The organism is Mesorhizobium sp. ISC15 (genome assembly GCF_037162615.1).
Taxonomy (GTDB): Bacteria; Pseudomonadota; Alphaproteobacteria; order Rhizobiales; family Rhizobiaceae; genus Mesorhizobium; species Mesorhizobium mediterraneum.
In genome coordinates this window covers 5972247-5993372 of the sequence record NZ_JAVSPX010000001.1, presented here as the reverse complement: position 1 = coordinate 5993372, position 21126 = coordinate 5972247, and the positions used below count along the sequence as shown (strand labels likewise).

Genomic DNA, 21126 nt, shown 5'->3' with positions numbered 1-21126 from the left:
AAACCAAGCATGTGAGTACCAAGACAATGTTCCGCTGGTTTGAAAGAAGGCTCGATCCGTTCCCCGCCGAGGAGCCGGTCGAGCCGCCGAAGACGCTGATCGCCTTCTGCGTGCACTATACGCGCGGCGCCTGGCCCTACATCGCTCTCGATGCGGTGCTGGTGACGGCTATCGCCGTCGCCGAGGTCTGGATGTTCGGCTTCATGGGCCGGATCGTCGACTGGCTGTCGGTGCAGAATCGCGAGACGTTCCTGCAGACCGAGGGCTGGAAACTCGCCGGAATGGCCTTCATCGTGGTGTTCGTGCTGCCGGCGACGGTCTGGTTCCATTCGCTCCTCAACCAGCAGACGCTGATGGGCAATTATCCGATGCGTATCCGCTGGCAGGTGCATCGCTACCTGCTCAAGCAGTCGATGAGCTTCTATCAGGACGAGTTCGCCGGCCGCATCGCGACCAAGCTGATGCAGACCGCGCTTGCCGTGCGTGAGTGCGTCATCAAGCTTATCGACGTGCTCAATTATATCGTCGTCTATTTCCTCGGCATGCTGTTCATCGTCGGCTCGGCCGACTTGCGGCTGGCGGCACCGCTCGCCGTCTGGCTTGCCGGCTATATCTTGCTCTTGCGCTACTTCATCCCGCGATTGGGCAAGGTCGGCGAGGAGCAGGCCAATGCGCGCTCGACCATGACCGGCCGCGTCGTCGACAGCTACTCCAACATCCAGACGGTCAAGCTGTTCTCGCATGCCCGGCGCGAGGCGTCCTTCGCCAGGGAAGGCATGGCCGGCTTTCTCGATACGGTCTACCGGTCGATGCGGCTGGTAACGCAGCTCTATGGCCTGCTCTACGTCCTCAACTCGCTCCTGTTGTTTTCGGTCACCGCGATCTCGCTGTGGCTGTGGCTCGGCCAGGCGGTGACGATCGGCGCCGTAGCCCTGGTCATCGGCCTCGTGCTTCGGCTCTGGGGCATGTCGCAATGGATCATGTGGGAGATGTCCACCCTGTTTGAGAATATCGGCACGGTGCAGGACGGCATCAGCTCGATCTCGCTGCCGCGCCTCGTCGAAGACAGGCCCGGGGCCAGGGACATTGCCGTCACCAAGGGCGCGATCCGTTTCGAGGACATACGCTTCCACTACGGCAAGCAGAAGGGCATCATCGAAAGCCTGTCGCTGACGGTGAAGCCGGGCGAGAAGGTCGGCATCGTCGGCCGCTCCGGCGCCGGCAAGTCGACGCTGGTCAACCTTCTCTTGCGCTTCTACGACCTCGAAACTGGCCGGATCCTGATCGACGGCCAGGAAATCGCGGCGGTGACGCAGGATTCGCTGCGCGCCCAGATCGGCATGGTCACCCAGGACACCTCGCTGCTGCATCGTTCGGTGCGCGAGAACATCCTGTATGGCCGGCCGGACGCCAGCAACGAGATGCTGATCGAAGCGGCACGCCGCGCCGAAGCGCTTGATTTCATATCAAGGCTTTCGGACGCCAGTGGCCGCACGGGTTTCGATGCGCATGTCGGCGATCGCGGGGTCAAATTGTCCGGCGGCCAGCGGCAACGCATCGCCATTGCCCGCGTTATGCTGAAGGACGCGCCGATCCTCATTCTCGACGAGGCAACGTCTGCGCTTGATTCCGAGGCCGAGGCGGCCATCCAGGAGAACCTCTACAGGCTCATGCAGGGCAAGACCGTCATCGCCATCGCGCACCGGCTCTCGACCATCGCGGCGATGGACCGGCTCGTCGTCATGGACAAGGGCCGCGTCATCGAAGAAGGTTCGCATGAGGAACTCGTCGCCAGCGGCGGGCTCTATGCGCAGCTTTGGCAGCGCCAATCGGGCGGCTTCCTGCTCGACGACGGTGCCGCCGCCAACGATGCCATGATCAAGGGTCAAGCAGCAGAATGATAGCCGCCGAATGATGACTGCCGTCTATCGCTGGTTCGAGAACTGGGTCTATCCATTCAGGGAGCCCGCGGTCCTTCGGCCACCGGTCAGCGTCAGGGGGTTCCTCTGGCACTATGTCGGCCAGGCGAAATTCGCCTTCTTCGCCATGCTTGTCATCGGCGGCATCGCGCCGCTGGTCGAGGCCGGACTGTTCTACTTCGTCGGGCGGCTGGTCGACATTCTCGACCAGCTCCCCGGCGAGCGTAGTTGGGACGCGCTGTGGACTGCCGCCGGTCCCGAACTTGTCTTCATGGCCGCCGTGGTGCTGGTCATCCGTACCATCGTCGTCGGCCTGGCGGCGTTGGTCGACGAGCAGACGATCACGCCCGGCTTCTACAATCTGGTGCGCTGGCAGGCTCACCGCCATGTCTCGCGCCAGTCCTACGCCTTCTTCCAGAACGATTTCGCCGGGCGTATCGCGACAAAAGTCTGGCAGGCGGGGCAGGCGACCGGCGATCTGATGCAAAGCTTCATCGAGGTCGTCTGGTTCATGGTCGTCTATACGGTGACGACGCTGGTGCTGGTCGCCGGCCTCGATCTCAGGCTGGCAGTGCTGGTGGTGATCTGGATCACCGCCTTCGGCTGGCTGGCCAAGCGCTATCTGCCGGCGATCCGCAAGCATGCCGAGGCAACCGCCGAGGCCGGTTCGATGATCAACGGCCGCATCGTCGATTCTTATTCGAACGTGCAGACGCTGAAGCTGTTCTCCGCCGACGGCGACGACCGCTACATCAGGAGCGGTTTCGATATCTATCTCGACGCGCTGCGCCCGTTCACCCGCCGGCTGACCGGCGTGCGCATGGCGCTGACGACACTTTCGGGGATCATGATCACGGCGATCGCCTGTTTTGCCGTCTATCTCTGGGTCGAAGGCTCGATCACCGTCGGCGCCGTCGCCTTCACGCTGTCGCTGGTGCTGCGGCTCAACATGCTGCTCGGCCGGCTGATGATGCAGCTCAACAGCATCCTGCGCAATCTCGGCGTTCTGGAAAACTCCAAGGCGCTGATCTCGCAGCCGCTCGGCCTGACCGACGCACCCGACGCCAGGGAGCTTGTGGTAGGCGGCGGCCGGATCGACGTGAAGAAGGTCGAGTTCCACTACGGCAAGGGGTTCGGCGTGCTCAACGGCATCGACCTCGTGGTGCGGCCGGGCGAGAAGGTCGGGTTGGTCGGGCCGTCCGGCGCCGGCAAGACGACGCTGGCCAATCTGATCCTGCGCCTCTACGACCTCGAGGCCGGCAAGATCACGATCGACGGCCAGGACGTTTCAAAGGTGACGCAGAACTCGCTGCGCGCCAACATCGGCGTCGTCAGCCAGGATACCGCGCTTTTCCACCGTTCCTTGCGCGACAACATCAAGCTTGGCATGCCGGACGCCACCGACGCCGAGGTGATCGCGGCCGCGAAGAAGGCCGAGGCGCACGACTTCATCCTCGACTTGCGCGACAATCGTGATCGCCAGGGCTACGAGGCCTTTGTCGGCGAGCGCGGCGTGAAACTGTCGGGCGGCCAGCGCCAGCGCGTGGCGATCGCCCGCGTCTTCCTCAAGGACGCGCCGATCCTGATACTCGACGAGGCGACGTCGGCGCTCGATTCCGACATCGAGGCGGCCATCCAGGAGAACCTGGCGAGGCTGATGGAGAACAAGACGGTCATCGCCATCGCGCACCGGCTGTCGACCATCGCGGCACTCGATCGCCTGGTGGTGCTCGACGGCGGCCGCATCGTCGAACAAGGCACGCATGACGAACTGGTCGCGCTCGACGGGCTTTATGCGCGGCTGTGGAAGCGGCAATCCGGCGGCTTCCTGTTCAACGAGGAGAGCGTGCTGGAGGAGACGCGGCCGGCGGAATAGGGCGGGATTTTCGGCAAAAAACCGGAGTTGATCATGTCGATGCGAATGCCATCGAATTTCGGACGGTCCGGCGCGCAGGAGTCGGCGCTCGACCTGCTCGGCCACGAGATCCTCGGCGAAAAGGCGGCGGCGCTCGGCCGCGCCGGCCGGCGCGTGGATGAAACGCTGGCGAGGTTGCGTGAACATGGCGACGATGGCGAACATCGTGCCCGGCTGCTCAAGGACGCGGCGGAGGCGGTCCACGGCTATTTCATCCAGCGCGAATTGTGCGGCTTACGCAAGCACGACGCGGTGATCCGGGAATACAACATTCCCAAGGCCGTGCTGGCCAGGCTCGGCGCGAAATAGACAATAGTGTTGAAAATCTGACCGAAGACGAAATACCGATTTCGACCCCTTTGCGGACCATCCCTGATGGGAGTTCAAGGGAACGTCGTGACCCTTTCGAGACTCTCCGAGGCCGATTTTCCTTCCCGGAACCGGACGTTAAGCGCAACCAGTCTGATGACCCTTCTCGGACCTTCCCGAACTCATTTTGGTGCCGGATAGCGGACGTTCGGCTGAACCAGCCGCTCTGACCCGTTGCTGACCTTCTTGAGCCGGTGCTCTTGGCAGAAAGCAGACATTGGCCGCGACCAGTGCTCATGATCCGTTCCTGAACTTTCCTACGAGGTAGGCTCCGGGGTTGGACTGATAGACTCGTTCACGAAGCGTCGGTACACTGCCGGACTGCTTTCAGATGAGAGCAATCGCCGCACATGACCGACGAACGCATCCAGCGTCGACTCGCCGCCGTAATGGCGGCCGATGTCGTTGGCTACAGCCGCCTCATGGAAACGGACGAGGCCGGCACGCTGGCCGCGCTCAAGTCCCGACGCAAGCAAGTGCTGCAGCCGTTGGTCGCCAGGCACCATGGCCGGGTCTTTAAGGTGACTGGCGACGGCGTGATGGTGGAGTTCGCCAGCGCCGTCAATGCTTTGCAATGCGCCATAGACGTGCAGCATGCGATGGCTGCCGCCAATGCCGCTCTGCCGGAGAAGCTCCGTATCGTGCTGCGCATTGGCGTCAATTTAGGTGATGTGATGGTCGAGGCCAGTGACCTTTATGGCGATGGCGTCAACATCGCTGCGCGACTGGAAACCACCGCCGAGCCAGGCGGCATCCTCATCTCCGGAACGATCTACGACCACGTCCGAAACAAGATCGAGGTTGGTTTCGAGGATCTCGGGGCCCAGACCGTGAAAAACATTGCCCTGCCAGTTCGCATCTACCGCGTTTCCGGCACGCCGCCTGTTGTGATTTCCACATCCAAGGCCATCACCGACAAGCCTTCGATTGCCGTTCTGCCGTTCACGAACATGAGCAGCGATCCCGAGCAGGAGTACTTCGCTGACGGTCTGGCGGAAGACCTGATCACTGACTTGTCGAAAGTGCCTGGTCTGTTGGTGATCGCACGCAACTCCACATTCGCTTACAAGGGGAGGTCAGTCGATGTCCGCTCAGTCGCCAAGGAGCTGACGGTGCGTTATGTGCTTGAAGGAAGTGTGCGCAGGGAGAAGGCTAGGGTGCGGATCAATGCCCAGCTAATCGACGCCACGGACAGCAGTCATCTCTGGGCTGATCGCTTCGACCGCGATTTGGCGGACGTCTTCCTGTTGCAGGACGAGGTCGTCCATACGATTGTAAGTGCCCTGTCCGGCGTGTTGCCGACCGCTGTGACCTCCAGCACACGTAGGACAGCAAGTCTCGAAGCGTATGACCTCTTCGTCCGCGGCCGCGTGCTGGTGATTCAGTCGCCCGAAAGCAACAGGGCGGCTCCCGCGCTCTTGGAAAGGACCATCGAACTCGATCCCGGCTTCGCCGATGCTCATGCTTGGCTTGCGATGAGCCACCATTTTGCCTGGGCGTATTGGCTGGATGCTCCAGAGCGCCATCATTCGCTGGCTCTGGCGGCAGCCTGGCGCGCCGTATCGCTTGATCCGGAAAATGCCGTGGCCCATGCAATCCTCGGCGACGTGCTGATCTATGATGGCAAGCCGGATGAAGGCGCGGCGGAGCTGGCCACTGCCCTTCGGGTCAACCCCAATCATGCCGATGCCTGGGCATTCCTGGGGCAACTGAAGGCATTCGAGGGAAAGGCTATCGAGGGCATCGGACATTTGCGCCACGCCATTCGCCTCAATCCGCACCCGCCGGGGTGGTACTATTGGCTTCTCGGGCTCGCCCAATACGCAGCGGGTCAATACGCCGATGCCGTCGAAACACTCCGGCATGAGGCCACGCACCGGCTCGGCTCGCAACGTATCTTGGCTGCAAGTCTGGCGCGGCTCGGGCATATGGAAGAGGCCAAGGAGGAAGCAAGGCAATTCCTCGCCTCGAATCGAGATTTCTCGATACAGCACTGGGCAAGCACACAACCGTTCCGGCACGAGGCCGATCGACAGCATTTCATCGATGGCTATGAAGACGCCGGCCTGCCACAGTAGGGCCGGACGTGGCCACAATCCCAACCGTGCAAATTTGGATATCTAGCCTTGCTGACCATTCGCACAGCCACACTTGCCGACGCAGACGCCATTTGGAGCATACTCGAGCCCATCTTGCGGGCAGGCGAAACCTACGCGCTGCCGCCTGACTGGAGCCGATCCGACGCGCTGTCATACTGGTTTTCCCCGGATCACGAGGTGTTCGTCGCAGGAACGGACGAACTGGTGATGGGAACTTATTATCTGCACGCGAACCAACGGGGCGGCGGTGCCCACGTCGCCAACTGCGGTTATATAACCGCGCCGGACTCGGTCGGCCGGGGTGTTGCAACGGCGATGTGCCAGCACTCTCTGGGTCACGCGGCTGCGCGAGGCTTCCGGGCCATGCAGTTCAACTGTGTGGTCAGCACCAACGAACGCGCGGTCAAGCTTTGGCGTCATCTTGGATTCGACGTTGTCGGAACGATTCCGCAAGGTTTCGAGCATCCGGTTCTGGGGTTCGTGGACACGCTGGTAATGCACCGATCGCTCTGACTGCCTTGCGCAGGCGCATAGCTGCCCTAATACGTTACGAAGAGATCTTCGACGCGGATACGACGTTCGATCTTTCTGAGCCCGGTCCGGGTGGCGGCACTCTTCGTCACTCGCTTGTCGACCTTGGAGGCGGCTTTGCCCTTCATCCGTTCCAAATGCCAGAACCGACGGGGTATGAGGGTGGCTCGATGCAGATGGGGAAGAGAGGTCACATAGATCATCTCGCACTGAAGGTAGACGATGAAGAGCGCTTGCAGGAAGTCAGGCGACGTCTAGTGAAGGCCGGCGCTTCGGATGGGACCATTACGGATTTCGGCGCTATCCGTCTTGTCAGCTTCAAGGACCCGGATGGAATGGAAGGTGAGGTCGCACGGTGGACCGATAGCAAACGCGTGCTCGGCTTTCATGAACGCAAGCAGGAGACTTGGCAAGATTAACAATGGTCAGAACTTCCGGCGGAAAATCGCGAAGGTCCGCATCGGGCTGACCCTGCCTCATGCCAGTTCTGCCGTCATCGACTGCAACGGTTCGAATCCTGCGGTTGAGCGAAGGTCGGCAATGGGGAATCCCGCCGAATGACCGGATCTGGCGCGACGGAGCCGGCCGAAGGATTCGGCTCTGCCACACGGCCACCGAGCTCTCCACGTCGCGGTTGGGTGGAAGGCGCGGTCATCGAGCATAGCGGCACCAACGACCCGGAATGTGTCATTAGCAGACAGTCCACGCAGCGTGATAAGCTCAAAGCAGGCACCGGAGCGTGGAGGGTATCTGGATGACAACGTCGTTTCGGGAGGCAGAACTCGCCGGCTGGTCCACCCGCTCAGCAAGCTACGATCAGCACCTATCTCCGATTACCAACCAGGTCATCGCGCCCATCATTGCAGCCTTGGGACCGCTGGACGGAAGGAGGGTGTTGGACGTGTGTTGCGGACCGGGCCATCTCGCTGGATCGCTTGCAGCCGAGGGGGCTGCCGTTGAGGGCGTTGATTTTGCAGCCTCCATGATAGCGAAAGCGGGAGAGAACTATCCAAGACTCACCTTCCAGGTGGGTGACGCCGAAGCGTTGCCCCACGCGAGCGACACATTCGATCATGTCGTATGCGCATTCGGGGTGATGCACCTCAGGCGCCCCGAGTCGGCCATTGCAGAAGCTTTTCGCGTGCTCCGCCCCAAGGGCCGATTTGTGTTTACGCAGTGGGGCAAGGACGATGAGGTGCTGAATATCGTACTATCGGCGATCGCCGACCACGGAACGCCGATCTCAGATCTGCCGGATGCACCTCCGCCATTACGATTCAGTGATCCGCGCGAATGCCGTCGGGTGCTTGAAGCCAGCGGCTTTACCGAAGTGCGTGACGATCTCATTGAAACGACATGGACGAACGAGCGACCGAAAGCGCTGCTCGATCTCATTTATGGCGGCGCTGTGCGAGTTGCCATGATGCTGGAAGCACAAGAGCCAGCTCGGCGCGCCCGGATTCATGACGCGATTCTCGGTGCCGCGAAAGCGCACGTCTTCGACGGTACTGTTGTAATCCGAAGGCCCGTGGTGGTGGCTTCCGGTACCAAGCCCTCGAGTGCCTGACGTCTGAAATGGGTGAGAACGCGCCCTTTCTCACACCGGAGAGCCGTCCGCAAAGGGTCGATTCGGGCGGTACAGCGAACGACCAGTTTTGAGACGGGCCATGAATGTCGCGAAATGGCGCTGCCTGTGCGTTCCGATCGGCGATACGGAAGGCAGAAAACCATCCAAAGCGGTTGTCTCACCTCGGGTACCAAGCGTCAGATTTTCACCACTAGTTCGACCATGATCTTTTCCGAAAACCGGTTTCCGGTTTTCGCTGACGCGGACCTTCGGTTCGTGATCATGGCCTACTCCAGCCATTCGGTGATGAAGCTGCCGTTTTCGTGGATGTCGGTGGTCTCCAACGGGCCTGGGCCGAGATTGGTGAACTTGTGCGGCGTGTTCGGCGGCACGATCAATATCTGGCCAGCCGACGCCTCGATCTGCCGGTCACCGACGGTGAACAGCCCGGTGCCGGCGCGAATGATGAAAATCTCGCAATAGGGATGCATGTGCAGCCGCGGGCCGCCACCGATCTCCGGCAGATAGTTGAAGATCAGGCAGCTTTTGGAGCCGTAGGCGCCGCACTGCAGCTCGCCTTGCCAATGGTCGGGCCAGCGGTCGGTCGCCCCGGCCCATTTGTCGCGGTCGATGACATGCGCCATGGGCCGAGGATAGACCGAGGCCGGGTCTCCTGTCGAGGCAAACGCAGGCTCCGATTTTGCCGTTGTTTTCCTGTGGTTTCGCCGTCTTCGTTGCCATGCGGTCCGACGCCGAATTGCGTCCCCGCGACAATCTGCCCTTGTGCCTTCACCCGTCTGGACAAAAACAGGCTTCACGCATAAACCGAAGTCCAAATGCCGGAGGAATTCGCTAGCCTGTTCGCCATGCGCTGTCGGGTTGGCGTGAATGAGCGGGGAATAAGGCTCGGCCACCGGCACGGAAGAGGCGAAAGGATCAGGCACCCGTGAGCGCAACCGACATCCAGGATCCCAACCGTCGTGATTTTCTCTACGTCGCCACCGGCATGGCCGCAGTGGTCGGCGCGGGTGCCGTCGTCTGGCCATTCATCGACCAGATGCGCCCGGATGCCTCGACGCTGGCGCTGGCCTCGGTCGAGGTCGACGTCTCTTCGCTGACGCCGGGAACGTCGCTTGTCGTGAAATGGCGCGGCAAGCCGGTGGTCGTGCGCAACCGCACTGAACAAGAGATGAAGGACGGCGAGGCGGTCAATCTGGCCCAGCTCAAGGATCCGCTCGCCCGCAACGCCAATTTGCCGGCCGATGCGCCGGCGACGGACGCCAACCGCACCATGCCGGGCAAAGAGGCCTGGATGGTGATGGTCCAGGTCTGCACCCATCTCGGCTGCATTCCGCTCGGCCAGGAAGGCGAGTTCGGCGGCTGGTTCTGCCCGTGCCACGGTTCGGTATACGACACCGCCGGCCGCGTCCGCGGGGGGCCGGCGCCGGAGAACATGTCGGTGCCGGTGTTCCAGTTCATTTCCGACACCAAGATCCGTATCGGCTGAGGCTAGGGGACATTTCGATGAGCGAGGGCCACTCGACCTACACGCCCAAGACCGGTATCGGACGCTGGTTCGACGCCCGCATGCCGCTGCCGCGGCTGGTCTATGACAGCTTCGTCGCCTATCCGGTGCCGCGCAACCTCAACTATGCGTGGACCTTCGGCGGCATCCTGGCGATCATGCTGACGGCGCAGATGCTGACCGGCATCGTGCTGGCCATGCATTATGCGGCGGACAGCACTCTCGCCTTCGATTCGGTCGAGAAGATCATGCGCGACGTGAATTCGGGCTGGCTGTTGCGCTACATGCATTCGAACGGCGCGTCGTTCTTCTTCGTCGCCGTCTACATCCACATCTTCCGCGGGCTCTACTACGGTTCGTACAAGGCGCCGCGCGAGCTTCTATGGATCCTCGGCTGCATCATCTACCTGCTGATGATGGCGACGGGCTTCATGGGCTATGTGCTGCCTTGGGGGCAGATGAGCTTCTGGGGCGCGACCGTCATCACCGGCTTCTTCAGCGCCATCCCGCTGGTCGGCGACTGGATTCAGCAGCTTTTGCTCGGCGGCTTCGCTGTCGACAACCCGACGCTGAACCGCTTCTTTTCACTGCACTATCTGCTGCCGTTCATGATCGCCGGCGTCGTCGTGCTGCATATATGGGCGCTGCATGTGGTCGGCCAGTCGAACCCGACCGGCATCGAGGTCAAGTCGAAGACCGATACCGTCGCCTTCACCCCTTACGCGACCATCAAGGACGCGTTCGGGATGCTCGTGTTCCTGTTCATCTTCGCCTATTTCGTCTTCTACCTGCCGAACTTTCTCGGTCACCCCGACAACTACGTAGTCGCCGACCCGCTGAAGACGCCTGCCCATATCGTACCGGAATGGTACTTCCTGCCGTTCTACGCGATCCTGCGTGCCATCACCTTCAATATCGGGCCGATCAACTCCAAGCTCGGTGGCGTGCTCGCGATGTTCGGCTCCATCGCCATGTTGTTCCTGGTGCCGTGGCTCGACACCTCGAAGGTGCGCTCGGCGGTCTACCGGCCCTGGTACAAGCTGTTCTTCTGGCTGTTCGTGATCGATGCCGTCCTGCTTGGCTGGCTGGGCTCGCAGCCAGCCGAAGGCAGCTATGTCTTCATGGCGCAGATGGCGACATTGTTCTACTTCGCCTTCTTCTTGGTCGTGCTGCCGGTGCTCGGCCTGATCGAGACCCCGCGGCGGTTGCCGAATTCGATCACCGAGGCGGTGCTCGAGAAGAACAAGGGTGGCGGTGGCGGACATCCGGCTCGCGCGACAGCCGCACCGGAAACCAAGGGCTGAGCATGATCCCGAAAAGTGGAGACCGGTTTCCGGACAAGATCATGCTCGAGACGACGACCGCGCGGCAGAGAATCTCAAGGGGATTTGGCATGAAGACGATTCTCACCTCGCTGGCGCTGCTCGGCCTCGTATTGGCGGGCACTGCGGCCGCGACCACCGGGGCCATCGCCCAGGAGGAGGCGCACAGCGAAGCCCAGCCGACGCATTTCCCGATACACGAGCCCAAGGAGATGGACTGGAGCTTCGCCGGGCCGTTCGGGACCTACGACAAGGCACAGTTGCAGCGCGGGCTGAAGGTCTACAAGGAAGTCTGCGCGGCCTGCCACTCGATGAAGTTGGTGGCGTTCCGCACGCTGGAAGATCTTGGCTATTCGGAAGCGCAGGTCAAGGCGCTGGCGGCCGAGTACACGATCAATGATGGTCCCAACGATGCCGGCGACATGTTCGATCGTCCCGGCATACCGTCCGACCATTTCCCGGCGCCGTTCCCCAACGATCAGGCAGCAGCGGCCGCCAATGGCGGGGCTGCCCCGCCCGACATGTCGCTGCTGGCCAAGGCGCGCGGCGTCGAGCGCGGCTTTCCGCGTTTCGTCTTCGACATCTTCACGCAATACGCCCAGGGCGGTCCCGACTATATCCACTCGCTGCTGACCGGCTATGACGAGCAGCCGCCGGCGGGCATGGAGATACCGGAAGGCACGCACTACAATCCGTACTTCATAGCCGGCGTGTCGCTGAAGATGCCCAACCCGCTTTCCGACGATCAGGTGACCTATGACGACGGCGCGCCGCAGACGGTCGACCAGTATTCCCGCGACGTGTCGGCCTTCCTGATGTGGGCAGCCGAGCCGCATCTGGAAGCCCGCAAGAAGACCGGCTTTCGCGTGCTGGTCTTCCTGCTGCTGTTCGGCGCGCTAGTCTATCTGACCAAGCGCAAGGTGTGGGCCGGCGTGGCGCACTGAGCTACAGAAGAGCCACGAGATCGAAAGGGCGTCGAAAGGCGCCCTTTTGCATTTCCCTACCGCATCGGCCCGAAAATCGGGAATCGATTTTCGGAAAATATGATGCGTAGATTCAAAGTGTTAGAGCGTGCTTTGTGCGTCCAAGTTGACGCATGTCGCTCTAGACCGTCGGCTAAGTCCTTTGCCGGACAATTTTCTTCAAGGCGCCACATCGCGGTAGCCGTCGCCGGCCGCCCCGGGTTACGATCGGCCCGAGTTCCTTTCACGTCTTCAAGTCGAATCGGACGAATATTTCGGAGAGCCGCCCCATGAAACCTTCGCTCGAAGACACGCTGCTTGCCGCGATCCGCACCATTCCGGACTATCCCAGGCCGGGCATCCTGTTTCGCGACATCACCACGCTGCTCGGCAATGCGCGCGCCTTTCGCCGCGCCATTGATGAGCTGGTGCATCCCTACGCCGGCCAGAAGATCGACAAGATCGCCGGCATCGAGGCGCGCGGCTTCATCCTTGGCGGCGCCATCGCGCACCAGCTCTCGGCCGGCTTCGTGCCGATCCGCAAGAAGGGCAAGCTGCCTTACGAGACGGTGCGCGTCGCTTACAGCCTCGAATATGGGCTGGACGAGATGGAGATGCACAAGGATGGCGTGTCGCCGGGCGAGAAGGTCATCCTCGTCGACGACCTGATCGCCACCGGCGGCACGGCGGAGGCAGCGGTCAAGCTGTTGCGGCAGATCGGCGCCGACATCCTCGCCGCCTGCTTCGTCATCGACCTGCCGGACCTCGGCGGTCGCGAGAAGCTCGAAGCGCTCGGCGTGCCAGTCAGGACGCTGATCGGGTTTGAGGGGCATTGAGCGGACTGTGAGGCGCGCACTGCCTTCTCCCCTTGTGGGAGAAGGTGGCCGAGCGAAGCTCGGTCGGATGAGGGGTGCTGGACAGAGTGAGGCGTTGAGTTCCCTCCAACACCCCTCATCCGTCTTGGCGCTGCGCGCCAATCCACCTTCTCCCACAGGGGGAGAAGGAAGAAAGCTCACCCCACCTTCACCAGCACGGCACTTTCGAACTCGATGACCTTGTCGCCGGTCGAATCGAAGGCCTCCGAGCGCAGCGTGAGCAACCGCCAGCCCGGCCGTGATGCGATGGGGCGATGGGCAAGCGCGGTGCGGGTGAAGGTCACGGTTTCTCCGGCATAGACGGGCTTCAGCCATTTGAGGTTCTTGAAGCCGGGCGAGGGGCCGAATTCGGGCGCGGGCCCAGCGCCGGCCCAGCGGGCGCCGTTGGCCTCCACGCCGGTCTCGAGGTTCAATTTCATCCAGGTTGCCGCTGTGTGCCAGCCCGAGGCGCACAGGCCGCCGAACACGCTCCTCTTCGCCGCCTCTTCGTCGAGATGGAATATCTGCGGATCGTATTTCCTGGCGAACGCCTTGATCGCCTCGGATTCGAATTTATGCGAACCGAGCGTGACGGTGACGCCGATGCAGAAGAATTCGTCGAGGCTCACGCGTTGGCCCCTCGGGTCAGGAACATGACGGTGTTCTCAAGTTCGAAGACGCCTTCGCCACGCTGGTTGAAAAGCTCGCTGCGCATGGTGACGAGGCCGAGCTGGGGCTTCGATCTGGACAGGCGCTTGGCAAGGACGGTGGTGTTGCCGGTCAACATATCGCCGGCCAGCACCGGCTTTTTCCATTTGACGAGGTCGACACCGGGGGCGCCCTGCGAGGTCGAGTCCAGCAGGAAGGCATCGCACAGCATGCGCATGAACATCGCGCAGGTGTGCCAGCCGGAGGCCGCCAACCCGCCAAGGATGCTGGCCTTGCCCGCCGCCTCGTCGAGATGCATCGGCTGCGCATCGAACTCTTGCGCGAATTCGATGATCTCGGCCGCGCTCACCAGCTTCGTGCCGAGGTCGAGCGAGGCGCCCTCGACGAAATCCTCATAGGCCCAAGTCTTTCCGGTCATGGTCTTTCCGGTCATGGTCTGGCCGGTCATGGTCTGGAATTCTTTCCGGTCATGGTCTGGAATCCGGTTCAAGATTGCACGATCGCCACGGATCGGGGTTCCCGGATGCAGGTGGGACGGGATTTGGTCAAGTAATTTCTGGTGCGCCAGGCCATCGCGCGCCCCACGGAACAGCCAACGAAACAGAAGGTCCGAAGGCTTTACAACCAGCCGCGGCGGCGGAAATACCAGAAGGGCAGGATCGCCGACAGGATCATCAAGCCGATGGCGAAGGGATAACCGAAATGCCAGCTCAGCTCGGGCATGACATTGAAATTCATGCCGTAGATCGACGCGACCAGCGTCGGCGGCAGGAAGATGACCGCGGCGACGGAGAAGATCTTGATGATGGCGTTCTGCTCGATCGAGATCATGCCGAGCGTCGCGTCGAGCAGGAAGTTGATCTTCTGCGACAGGAAGGTGGCGTGGTCGGCGAGCGACAGCACGTCGCGCGACAAGGTCTTGATGCGCGCGCGGATGTCCTTGCTCATCTTGGTCTGGGTCGAGGCGTGGGTGAGGAAGCCGGCGAGCCGCTGCAGCGAGATCAGGCTGTCGCGGATCGAGGAGGCGATGTCCTCCTTGCGACCGATGGCCTTCAGCAATTCCTGGAAGTCGCGGTTGCGCTTGGAAGCCTTGGTCGAGCGTGCCTCGAAGATGTCGCGCGAGATCGTCTCTATGTCGCGGCCGGCGCGCTCCAGAATGTCGGCGAGGCGGTCGACGATCGCCTCCAGCAGGCCGATCAGGATGGTGTCGCCGCTGGTGCAGCCGGTCGCCACCTTCTCGGCGCGCAGCGGAAAGGTCTTGAAGGCCTTCGGCTCGTGGTAGCGCACGGTGATCAGCCTATTGCCGGCCAGCACGAAGGTGACCGGCGACATTAGCGGATCGTCGGCCTCGGTCTGAGCCGGCAGCGTGGCGGTCATGAAATAGGCGCCGTCCTCGATATAGAGGCGGCTCGAAATCTCGATCTCCTCCATCTCCTCGCGCGTCGGAATGGCAACACCGAGCCAAGTCTCGATGGCCGTTTCCTCTTCCTTGGTAGGGTTCATAAGGTCGGCCCAGACGACCTTGTCGCTGTTTGCCAAGAGATCGTCGGCAACGCGCAGGCGATCATTGTCCACGACGAATGCCTTGATCATCGCCGGGTCTCCCTTGCTGAGGCCAAAAGGATGGGTTCGAGCGGGCGTGTCGTTTCGGATTGCACGGGACAGGCTTTCGACGAAAGCGCGGGCCGGTGCAGACGCCCCTTAGACCGGGCATTGCGGGCAGTCAAGCCACGCGGAAAGGGCCCGTGCGGTCTCTCCCTTCTCCCCTTGTGGGAGAAGGTGGCCGAGCGAAGCTCGGTCGGATGAGGGGTGTTCCAGCTTGGCACCCACAGCGCTCCGGCTAACACCCCTCAACCGTCTTGGCGCCGTCGGTCAGGTCAGGTGTTGAACTTGAACAGCATGATGTCGCCGTCCTGGACGACATACTCCTTGCCTTCGTCGCGCGCCTTGCCGGCTTCCTTGGCCGCGACTTCGCCACCCAGCGTGACGAAGTCGTTGTATGCGATGGTCTGGGCGCGGATGAAGCCGCGCTCGAAATCGGTGTGGATGACGCCTGCCGCTTGCGGCGCCTTGGCGCCCTTGTGCACGGTCCAGGCGCGCGTTTCCTTTGGCCCGACGGTGAAATAGGTGATGAGCTGCAAAAGCTCGTAGCCGGCGCGGATCACCTTGTTCAAGCCTGGCTCCTCAAGGCCCAACGTTGCCAGGAATTCCATTTCCTCGTCGTCGCTGAGCTGCGCGACCTCGGCTTCGATCGCTGCCGAAATCACCACGGTACGGGCGCCTTGCGCGGCAGCCATCTGTTCGACCGCACCAGTGTGCGCGTTGCCGGTGGCGGCATCGGCCTCGGCGACATTGCAGACATAGAGCACGGGGTGCGACGTCAGCAGGTTCAGCCCCTGCAGGATGCGCAGATCCTCAGGCGCGACGCCGTTGAGCAGGATGCGGGCCGGCTTGCCGGCCTGCAGGAGTTCAAGAGCGGCTTCCATCATCGGAAGCACGGTCAGCGCCTCCTTGTCCTTGCCGGAAGCGCGCTTGCGGAACTGCACGATGCGGCGCTCGAGGCTGTCGAGGTCGGCGAGCATCAGCTCGGTCTCGACGGTCTCGGCGTCGGCGACGGGATCGATGCGGCCCTCGACATGGGTGATGTCGTCATCCTCGAAGCAGCGCAGCACATGGACGATGGCGTCAACCTCGCGGATGTTGGCCAGGAACTGGTTGCCCAGCCCTTCGCCCTTCGAGGCGCCGCGCACCAGGCCAGCGATGTCTACGAAGGAGATGCGGGTTGGGATGATCTCTTTCGACTTGCCGATCGCCGCGATCTTCTGCAGGCGCGGGTCGGGCACCGCCACCTCGCCGGTGTTCGGCTCGATGGTGCAGAACGGATAGTTGGCGGCCTGCGCCGCCGCCGTCCTGGTCAGCGCGTTGAAAAGCGTCGACTTGCCGACGTTGGGCAAGCCAACGATGCCGCATTTGAAACCCATTTTTATCCGGTCCTATCGGGAAATCGAAATTTGATGAGGGCTATGGGCGAAAGCGCCGACGATCGTCAAGCCCTCCCGCCCCGATCCGTCGCGAGGCTCAATCCTTGCCGCCGAAGAGCTTCTTCAGCATGGCGGCCATCGGGCCGGTTTGAGGCAGCTTGACCGCCGGCTGCTGCGGCCGCGCCTGACGGACGTGGCTCTGCTGTTTCGGGCTCTGCTGTTTCGACCCCGCGTTTTCGCGTTCGGGCGCAGCACCGGTCTTGCGCTGGACGGCAACGCTGACCTTGTTCATGAAGCCGGGCTCATCACCCCTCACGATCAAGTCGGCATGATCACCGATGGCGTCGAGCAGCGGCTCCAGCCATTCGCGATCGGCCTTGGCAAAATCGCCAAGCACATGATGCTGGACGAATTCCTTGACGCCGGGGTGGCCGACGCCGATGCGCACGCGGCGGTAAGCGTTACCGACATGGCCGTCGATCGAGCGGATGCCGTTGTGACCGCCGGCGCCGCCGCCGGTCTTCACGCGGACCTTGCCGTCGGCGAGGTCGATCTCGTCATAGAAGACGGTGAGCGCCGAGGGCGTGAGCTTGTAGAAGCGCAGCGCTTCGCCGATCGACTGGCCGGAATTGTTCATGAAGGTCTGCGGCTTGATCAGGATGATTTTTTCGCCGCCAAGCGTGCCTTCGGCGATCAGGCCCTGGAATTTCTTCGACCAGGGCGAAAAGGAATGGCGGCGGGCGATTGCGTCCGCCGCCATGAAGCCGACATTGTGCCGGTGGTTGGCGTATTTCGCGCCCGGATTGCCGAGGCCTGCAAACAGCAGCATCGTCACCTCCGGACGGAAAGGGATTACTTCTCTTCGGCGGCAGGAGCCGCTTCGGGCTCAGCCGCTTCGACCGTCTCTTCCGCCTCCGGCTTCATCGCCGCAGAGCCGGCAATGGTCGCGACGGTGAAGTCGCGGTCGGAGATCACCGGCTTGACGCCGGCCGGCAGCTTGACCGCCGAGATGTGGATCGAATCGCCGATATCGGTGCCGGTGAGATCGACGGTGATGAATTCCGGGATCGCATTGGCCGGGCAGTGGAACTCGACCTCGTGACGCACGATGTTGAGCACGCCGCCGCGCTTGATGCCGGGCGACTTGTCCTCGTTGATGAAGTGGACCGGCACGTCGACATTGACTTCTGTGTCCTTGCCGATGCGCAGGAAGTCGACATGGACCGGGAAATCCTTGACCGGGTCGAGCTGGAAGTCCTTGGGCAGGACCTGGATCTTCTTGCCGTCGACATCGATCGTGGCGATCGTGGTCAGGAACCCGCCGCCATGGATCTTGTAGTAGATGTCCTTGTAGGTCAGCGCAATCGCCAGGGGAGGCTGCTTGTCACCGTAGATTACTGCAGGCACTTTACCGTTACGGCGAACTGCACGGGCGGACCCCTTACCGACCTGTTCGCGCGCTTCGGCCTTGAGCTCGTAAGAAGCTTGGCTCATGGCATTTCCTTTCGCGTTGTTCTGGAGCGTTCGCGGCCGGCGAGGTGCCTGGGCCGTAAACGTCGAAAGCCGTCATGGCCTTACATGATCTGGTCCAAAATCTTTTTTTGGGATCACGCAGGCCCGGACAGCCTTCCGCCGCGTTGCCTCCAAGGGTGTCTACGCGGGTGGCGGCTCTATAGCGGAAGGCGGGGCGGGGTGCAAGCCGTTGGGGGTGGGCAGTATCTCACCTGAATTTTCGGCGGTGCGGGGGCCCAGGCTCTGTGACCGGGAGCAATACGACCGAAACGAACAGGAATAAGCGCCCAGCCGCTGCGTCGTCCGGCTCAGGTGATCCCGGTCACATTCTCACCAGACCGAGGCCGGCAAAAGCCAAGGCGATTCCTGAGGCGATGGTTCGCGCCTGGTTCCAGAACTGCCATCGTTGTGAATAATCCTGCCAGATATGGCGCGCAGTCTCGATATCGTCGGGAATGGCAGTTGCGGCCAATGCCTCGTTCATTGGCACGTTCACCGTCAATGTGAGGAAAAGGCCTGATGTCAGATAGACGAGCGCTGCCGCCGCGAACCAAAACGCAGGCGACTTGCGGCCATCGAAACGCATCGCGGCAGCCGTGAGCCCCAGGACGACCGGCGTCAGAAAGAATGCCGGAAAGAACACGGCGTTGCGAACCGACGCATTCATGGCTTGCATTGCCTCGATTGCCACGCGCGGATCAGTCTGATCGAGGCCCCACATTGTGGAGCAGACCCAAGCGTAGAAAAATCCAAAAATCGCTCCGCAAAAGATGATCGATGTGATCGACAGTCCTACCACTATCCCAGGCATCGCTGCTTCCACCAAACCGTATCGCCGTGTACGCTTTTACATATGCGTACAAACGTGTACGGTTTTGGTCAAGCAGTTTCGAAGCTTGGCAGTTTCGCAGATTGGCAGTTTCGGAGATTGGAATGCGCGAGGACACCAAGGCTGCGCGTCGAGCACAGATCGAGAGGGCAGCCTACAAGCTTCTCAAGGAGAGAGGCTATGGCGGGACTTCCATGCTTGGCATAGCCAAAGAGGCAAAGGCGTCAAACGAAACTCTCTATCGCTGGTATGGCGATAAGAAGGGCTTGTTCAAGACGATGGTCGAGAACAATGCAAGGACCACGAAAGCGGCACTGGATGCGGCAATCAGGGACGAAGCCGATCCTCTGGTAACCCTTGAGGATGTTGCTCCGATCCTCCTTTCGATGCTGCTTGGCGAGCGGGCAATTTCCCTTAACCGCGCGGCTGCTTCTGACGAAAGTGGCGAATTGGGTGCGACGATTGCCGCAGGTGGTCGCGATTCGGTATTCCCGCTGATCGAGAAACTGATCCAGCGCGGCTTGGAGAGCAGCGCGCTGACCGGCCCATCTGCGCGCATCGCGGCCGATTGGTTCTTGAACCTGCTGATTGGTGATCTGCAGATCCGGCGGGTCATTAGCACGCTGCCGGTTCCTTCAGACAAGGATGTCCATTCGAGAGTGGTTGCCGCGATCAGTGCATTTAGAAAGCTCTGCAGCACATGACGGCAAAATTGCTCGATCTGTGGTTATGCATAGGGCGAGCAGGAATAGGTCGGTTTCCAAGGCCATGCATGGAGGCTTGGCGCTACGCGGCGATCCTGACCGGCTCGAAGTCTATGTCGAGAACCGAATCCAACTGCCGGTCCATGAAACGCTCAGGGATGCTCTTCACCAGCAAGTTGCGGAGAGGGACGACAAGCGGGTTCCGCAATTGCGCAACTCCGGCGTAAAAACGCGATTCGGATGCAACGCGATGCGCCCTTTCGAGGCGACGCTTGTCATATTCGCGGATTGCCTGCCCGATCGGATGCCGTCCGAACAAAGCCGCAAGCACCGCCGCGTCTTCAATCGCGAGTCCCGCTCCCTGTCCCAGATCAGGGGTGACCGCATGGGCGGCATCGCCAAGCAGGACCACTCTGCCGCGGGTGAACGCAGGCATTGGATCGAGATCGAGAATGTCCGTCCAGATCATCGAGCCGGCAGGTGTCCGATCGAAGATTTCCGGAATCGGATCGTGGAAACCGGAAAACATTGCGCGCACCTCGGCAAGATCGGCCTGCGCCAGTTTGGGATCGCCGACGCGGTCGGCGCCGCTGCAGGCAAACCAGTAGACTCTTTCGCCGGGAATCGCCGCTAGGCCGATCCGTTTGCCGGCCCCCCAGCTTTCGGTCAGGCGGGTGGGGTCCATTCCTTGCGGAAGGCCGGGCGCGATTGCGCGCCAGCAGACATAACGCGCGAAGCGCTCCCTCGATTGCGGAAACAGCGCCTTGCGAACCACGGAGTGAATGCCATCGCAGGCGAGCACCAGATCGCTCTCCACGCTCTCCTCATTCGCGAAGCGTAGAACGACGCAATCACCCAAGTCACGTGCATCGACGCATTCCATATCGGTGTGAATTATCGAGTGGGGTAGCTGCGAAAGAAGGGCCTTGTGAAGGTCGCCTCGGTGCAGCACAGCCATGCTGAGATGACCGTATCGCTGGCTAAAGCGCTGAAAATCCGTCGATTGAAGAACCTGACCTTTGTCGTCAAGAAGGTCGAGCCGGTGTATCGCCTGCGCATTGGCCACAACCGCATCGTAAAGCCCAAGCGTGCGCAGAGCCCGAAGCGCGTTGGCGCTCAGGCTGAGACCTGCGCCCAAAGGCTTCAATTCGCTCGCCTGCTCGAAAATCTCGACCTCCCAGCCGAGGAGCCGAAGCCCCTTGGCAATCGAAAGTCCCGCGATCCCGGCGCCAACGATGACTGTCCGCATGACCTCCATCCCTGAGAATTCTGAGTAGCGCTGTGATTGGTGTATCCAATCCTGGCCTCGTTCTTAACGAGCGCCTTACAGCGCGAGTTCCCATCGAGTTGCCATTTCGCGCGGCCTGA

Annotated in this window: 21 protein-coding genes; 12 read left to right on the top strand and 9 right to left on the bottom strand. The window is 61.7% G+C overall.

Annotated elements, in window-relative coordinates; translation table 11 throughout:
- The first annotated feature begins 26 nt into the window (after window positions 1-26).
- From RPG13_RS28955 to RPG13_RS28925, 7 genes are all read left to right on the top strand, one after another.
- On the top strand, window positions 27-1901 hold the full coding sequence (locus tag RPG13_RS28955) for an ABC transporter ATP-binding protein (RefSeq protein WP_126107372.1): 1875 nt from the start codon (window positions 27-29) through the stop codon (window positions 1899-1901).
- Window positions 1902-1911: 10 nt separating this feature from the next.
- Window positions 1912-3795 carry an ABC transporter ATP-binding protein gene (locus tag RPG13_RS28950; RefSeq protein WP_095484219.1) on the top strand — a complete coding sequence of 628 codons (1884 nt, stop codon included), beginning with the start codon at window positions 1912-1914 and terminating at the stop codon, window positions 3793-3795.
- Window positions 3796-3828: 33 nt separating this feature from the next.
- A complete protein-coding gene (locus tag RPG13_RS28945; protein ID WP_095484264.1) occupies window positions 3829-4143 on the top strand; it encodes a DUF6665 family protein in 315 nt (104 codons plus the stop codon).
- Between the two features lie 410 nt (window positions 4144-4553).
- Window positions 4554-6281, top strand: coding sequence for an adenylate/guanylate cyclase domain-containing protein (locus tag RPG13_RS28940; RefSeq protein ID WP_337126618.1), 1728 nt, complete (start codon window positions 4554-4556; stop codon window positions 6279-6281).
- Window positions 6282-6332: 51 nt separating this feature from the next.
- Entirely contained in the window at window positions 6333-6815 is a 483-nt protein-coding gene (locus RPG13_RS28935; protein ID WP_126107373.1) for a GNAT family N-acetyltransferase, read from the top strand.
- A 188-nt stretch (window positions 6816-7003) separates the two neighbouring features.
- Entirely contained in the window at window positions 7004-7252 is a 249-nt protein-coding gene (locus tag RPG13_RS28930) for a VOC family protein (RefSeq protein WP_245457949.1), read from the top strand.
- Between the two features lie 335 nt (window positions 7253-7587).
- Entirely contained in the window at window positions 7588-8400 is an 813-nt protein-coding gene (locus tag RPG13_RS28925) for a methyltransferase domain-containing protein (RefSeq protein ID WP_128241927.1), read from the top strand.
- Between the two features lie 287 nt (window positions 8401-8687).
- Here the strand turns inward: RPG13_RS28925 and RPG13_RS28920 are convergent, their stop codons facing one another.
- Complete coding sequence (locus RPG13_RS28920; RefSeq protein WP_095484265.1) at window positions 8688-9044, bottom strand: cupin domain-containing protein; 357 nt, start codon at window positions 9042-9044, stop codon at window positions 8688-8690.
- A gap of 302 nt (window positions 9045-9346) precedes the next feature.
- Between RPG13_RS28920 and petA the strand changes: the two genes are divergently transcribed.
- From petA to RPG13_RS28900, 4 genes are all read left to right on the top strand, one after another.
- Window positions 9347-9907 (top strand): ubiquinol-cytochrome c reductase iron-sulfur subunit, encoded by a 561-nt coding sequence (petA, locus tag RPG13_RS28915; RefSeq protein ID WP_337126617.1) that lies wholly within the window; start codon window positions 9347-9349, stop codon window positions 9905-9907.
- Window positions 9908-9924: 17 nt separating this feature from the next.
- Window positions 9925-11229: a cytochrome b gene (locus RPG13_RS28910; protein WP_126105262.1), complete on the top strand. Its 1305-nt coding sequence runs from the start codon at window positions 9925-9927 to the stop codon at window positions 11227-11229.
- A gap of 89 nt (window positions 11230-11318) precedes the next feature.
- The gene (locus tag RPG13_RS28905) at window positions 11319-12191 is read left to right on the top strand and encodes a cytochrome c1 (protein ID WP_128241929.1); all 873 of its coding nucleotides are present in this window, start codon (window positions 11319-11321) and stop codon (window positions 12189-12191) included.
- A 308-nt stretch (window positions 12192-12499) separates the two neighbouring features.
- The gene (locus tag RPG13_RS28900) at window positions 12500-13045 is read left to right on the top strand and encodes an adenine phosphoribosyltransferase (RefSeq protein WP_095484226.1); all 546 of its coding nucleotides are present in this window, start codon (window positions 12500-12502) and stop codon (window positions 13043-13045) included.
- A 176-nt stretch (window positions 13046-13221) separates the two neighbouring features.
- On the opposite strand, the gene RPG13_RS28895 is transcribed toward RPG13_RS28900, so the two are convergent.
- From RPG13_RS28895 to RPG13_RS28865, 7 genes are all read right to left on the bottom strand, one after another.
- Window positions 13222-13692: a MaoC family dehydratase gene (locus tag RPG13_RS28895; RefSeq protein WP_292724820.1), complete on the bottom strand. Its 471-nt coding sequence runs from the start codon at window positions 13690-13692 to the stop codon at window positions 13222-13224.
- Window positions 13689-14150 carry a MaoC family dehydratase gene (locus RPG13_RS28890; protein WP_292501196.1) on the bottom strand — a complete coding sequence of 154 codons (462 nt, stop codon included), beginning with the start codon at window positions 14148-14150 and terminating at the stop codon, window positions 13689-13691. Before RPG13_RS28890 ends, RPG13_RS28895 begins: the two co-directional genes overlap by 4 nt.
- 200 nt (window positions 14151-14350) lie before the next feature.
- The gene (gene corA / locus RPG13_RS28885; RefSeq protein ID WP_095488832.1) at window positions 14351-15325 is read right to left on the bottom strand and encodes a magnesium/cobalt transporter CorA; all 975 of its coding nucleotides are present in this window, start codon (window positions 15323-15325) and stop codon (window positions 14351-14353) included.
- A gap of 284 nt (window positions 15326-15609) precedes the next feature.
- Window positions 15610-16713 (bottom strand): redox-regulated ATPase YchF, encoded by a 1104-nt coding sequence (gene ychF, locus RPG13_RS28880; protein WP_292651338.1) that lies wholly within the window; start codon window positions 16711-16713, stop codon window positions 15610-15612.
- Window positions 16714-16810: 97 nt separating this feature from the next.
- Complete coding sequence (pth, locus tag RPG13_RS28875) at window positions 16811-17542, bottom strand: aminoacyl-tRNA hydrolase (RefSeq protein ID WP_292224419.1); 732 nt, start codon at window positions 17540-17542, stop codon at window positions 16811-16813.
- Window positions 17543-17565: 23 nt separating this feature from the next.
- Complete coding sequence (locus RPG13_RS28870; RefSeq protein WP_126105267.1) at window positions 17566-18207, bottom strand: 50S ribosomal protein L25/general stress protein Ctc; 642 nt, start codon at window positions 18205-18207, stop codon at window positions 17566-17568.
- A 340-nt stretch (window positions 18208-18547) separates the two neighbouring features.
- Entirely contained in the window at window positions 18548-18892 is a 345-nt protein-coding gene (locus RPG13_RS28865; RefSeq protein WP_337126616.1) for an anthrone oxygenase family protein, read from the bottom strand.
- Between the two features lie 266 nt (window positions 18893-19158).
- Here RPG13_RS28865 and RPG13_RS28860 point away from each other — a divergent pair, with 266 nt between their 5' ends.
- Window positions 19159-19758, top strand: coding sequence for a TetR/AcrR family transcriptional regulator (locus RPG13_RS28860; protein ID WP_128243233.1), 600 nt, complete (start codon window positions 19159-19161; stop codon window positions 19756-19758).
- An 82-nt stretch (window positions 19759-19840) separates the two neighbouring features.
- Here the strand turns inward: RPG13_RS28860 and RPG13_RS28855 are convergent, their stop codons facing one another.
- Window positions 19841-21007: an FAD-dependent monooxygenase gene (locus RPG13_RS28855; protein ID WP_337126615.1), complete on the bottom strand. Its 1167-nt coding sequence runs from the start codon at window positions 21005-21007 to the stop codon at window positions 19841-19843.
- Between the last annotated feature and the right edge of the window lie 119 nt (window positions 21008-21126).

Coding starts and splice junctions, on each gene's coding strand:
- RPG13_RS28955 (WP_126107372.1), top strand. CDS start 27: ATGTTCCGCTGGTTTGAAAGAAGGCTCGATCCGTTCCCCGCCGAGGAG.
- RPG13_RS28950 (WP_095484219.1), top strand. CDS start 1,912: ATGATGACTGCCGTCTATCGCTGGTTCGAGAACTGGGTCTATCCATTC.
- RPG13_RS28945 (WP_095484264.1), top strand. CDS start 3,829: ATGTCGATGCGAATGCCATCGAATTTCGGACGGTCCGGCGCGCAGGAG.
- RPG13_RS28940 (WP_337126618.1), top strand. CDS start 4,554: ATGACCGACGAACGCATCCAGCGTCGACTCGCCGCCGTAATGGCGGCC.
- RPG13_RS28930 (WP_245457949.1), top strand. CDS start 7,004: ATGCAGATGGGGAAGAGAGGTCACATAGATCATCTCGCACTGAAGGTA.
- RPG13_RS28925 (WP_128241927.1), top strand. CDS start 7,588: ATGACAACGTCGTTTCGGGAGGCAGAACTCGCCGGCTGGTCCACCCGC.
- RPG13_RS28920 (WP_095484265.1), bottom strand. CDS start 9,044: ATGGCGCATGTCATCGACCGCGACAAATGGGCCGGGGCGACCGACCGC.
- RPG13_RS28910 (WP_126105262.1), top strand. CDS start 9,925: ATGAGCGAGGGCCACTCGACCTACACGCCCAAGACCGGTATCGGACGC.
- RPG13_RS28905 (WP_128241929.1), top strand. CDS start 11,319: ATGAAGACGATTCTCACCTCGCTGGCGCTGCTCGGCCTCGTATTGGCG.
- RPG13_RS28900 (WP_095484226.1), top strand. CDS start 12,500: ATGAAACCTTCGCTCGAAGACACGCTGCTTGCCGCGATCCGCACCATT.
- RPG13_RS28890 (WP_292501196.1), bottom strand. CDS start 14,150: ATGACCGGAAAGACTTGGGCCTATGAGGATTTCGTCGAGGGCGCCTCG.
- corA (WP_095488832.1), bottom strand. CDS start 15,325: ATGATCAAGGCATTCGTCGTGGACAATGATCGCCTGCGCGTTGCCGAC.
- ychF (WP_292651338.1), bottom strand. CDS start 16,713: ATGGGTTTCAAATGCGGCATCGTTGGCTTGCCCAACGTCGGCAAGTCG.
- pth (WP_292224419.1), bottom strand. CDS start 17,542: ATGCTGCTGTTTGCAGGCCTCGGCAATCCGGGCGCGAAATACGCCAAC.
- RPG13_RS28870 (WP_126105267.1), bottom strand. CDS start 18,207: ATGAGCCAAGCTTCTTACGAGCTCAAGGCCGAAGCGCGCGAACAGGTC.
- RPG13_RS28865 (WP_337126616.1), bottom strand. CDS start 18,892: ATGAATGCGTCGGTTCGCAACGCCGTGTTCTTTCCGGCATTCTTTCTG.
- RPG13_RS28860 (WP_128243233.1), top strand. CDS start 19,159: ATGCGCGAGGACACCAAGGCTGCGCGTCGAGCACAGATCGAGAGGGCA.
- RPG13_RS28855 (WP_337126615.1), bottom strand. CDS start 21,007: ATGCGGACAGTCATCGTTGGCGCCGGGATCGCGGGACTTTCGATTGCC.